The organism is Psychromonas algicola (assembly GCF_004378355.1).
GTDB lineage: Bacteria > Pseudomonadota > Gammaproteobacteria > Enterobacterales > Psychromonadaceae > Psychromonas.
Genome location: NZ_SNUB01000081.1, coordinates 1 through 706 on the forward strand (window position 1 = coordinate 1; position 706 = coordinate 706).

The window sequence follows — 706 nt, forward strand, 5'->3', positions numbered from 1 at the left end:
ATGGGGCAACTAGTACACAAACGATCACAGTGAACGTCACGGAAGTGAACGATGCGCCTGTGATTGATGTCGTCAGCACAACGATTACAGAAGATACCGCGACTATCGTGGCAACGGCTTCAGATGTTGATGGCACTATCACTGAGAGTAGCTTAAGTGCTGACAATGGTAGCGTTAGTTTAGATGCGAACGGTAATATTACTTACACGCCAGATGCCAACTTCGTCGGTGAAGACTCTATTTCAGTCTCAGTGACCGATAACGATGGTGCCACTAGCACACAAACGATCACAATAAACGTTACGGAAGTGAACGATGCGCCTGTGATTGATGTCGTGAGCACAACGGTTACAGAAGATACGGCGACTATCGTGGCGACAGCAAGCGATGTTGATGGGACGATTGATGCGAATACTATTACTGCGACCAACGGTACGGCTGTATTAGACGCGAACGGCAATATTAGTTACACGCCTAACGAGAACTTCGTGGGTGAAGACTCGATTTCAGTCTCTGTTACTGATAACGATGGGGCCACTAGCACACAAACGATCACAGTGAACGTTACGGAAGTGAACGATGCGCCTGTGATTGATGTCGTGAGCACAACGGTTACAGAAGATACCGCGACTATCGTGGCAACGGCTTCAGATGTGGATGGCTCGATTGATGCGAATACTATTACAGCAACCAACGGTACGGCTGT

1 protein-coding gene is annotated in these 706 nt (G+C 48.2%); it reads left to right on the top strand.

Annotation, left to right across the window (positions count from 1 at the left end; genetic code table 11):
- Nucleotides 1-706, top strand: a 706-nt coding sequence (locus tag E2R67_RS16440) for a tandem-95 repeat protein (RefSeq protein ID WP_134292017.1), incomplete at both ends; no start/stop codon positions are given.